Source organism: Ramlibacter sp., assembly GCF_050250995.1.
Taxonomy (GTDB): Bacteria; Pseudomonadota; Gammaproteobacteria; order Burkholderiales; family Burkholderiaceae_C; genus Ramlibacter.
Window position 1 is genome coordinate 1 of sequence record NZ_JBFWNP010000099.1, and the last position, 763, is coordinate 763.

At 72.2% G+C, this 763-nt stretch carries 1 protein-coding gene; it reads right to left on the reverse strand.

Features of this window, described 5'->3' with window-relative positions:
- The coding region (locus tag AB7E83_RS28005) for a hypothetical protein (protein ID WP_428574804.1) at positions 1-763 on the reverse strand (763 nt) is incomplete at both ends.

A 763-nucleotide genomic window follows, 5' to 3' on the forward strand; every position in this document is an offset into this window, starting at 1 on the left:
CAGCCGGACGAGCGCCTGCTGGTCGAGCGCCACGCGCTCACGCAGCTCCTTGATCTCGCGCTTGGTCTGCAGGATGCCGCGCGCCTCGGTCGTGGTGCCGCCGGTCACGAGGTGCGACCCGCGGAACACGTCACCAGCCACGGTCGCCACGGGGGCGGACGTCTGGCGCGACACGGTGACGGCCTGTTCGAACGACTCGGCGACGTAGGCCTCGGGCAGCACCTTCTGGATGGTCAACTGGTGCGGGCCGTTGATGCGGAGCAGGTTCGAGACCGGGGTCAGGCCCGGAATGCTCAGCGCGGTGTGCGGGTGGTACCCGTTGGAACCCGGGTCGATGACGACGAAGCCGCAACGCCCCGCCTTCTGTTCGCGCACGAGCGAGAGCCCCGCGGCGGCCTGGTCGTGCCGTTCGACGATCACGTGCTGCAGCAGCTCGCCGAGGCACGCTTCGACGGCCCGCTCGTAGCGGCTGTCCACTTCGAGGTAGTCCGCCACGGCGCCCTGCTGGCTGACGTGGCCGTTCGCCTGCACGAGCACCATGCGCGCGGCGTCGCCGAAGCCGGCACGGTCCGCCGCCAGTTCCTCGAGCGACGAGAGGCGCGCCTCGGCAGCGGTCAGCTCCTGCTCCCGCGCCCGTACGGCCTTCGACCGCTGGTCCAGCGCCTCGCGGGCCATCGTCAGCTCGGACTCGCGGACGGACCGCTGCCGCGCGATGTCCTCGAGGCTCTGCCGCGCCCGGACGAGCGCCTCGCGCGCGGCGGTA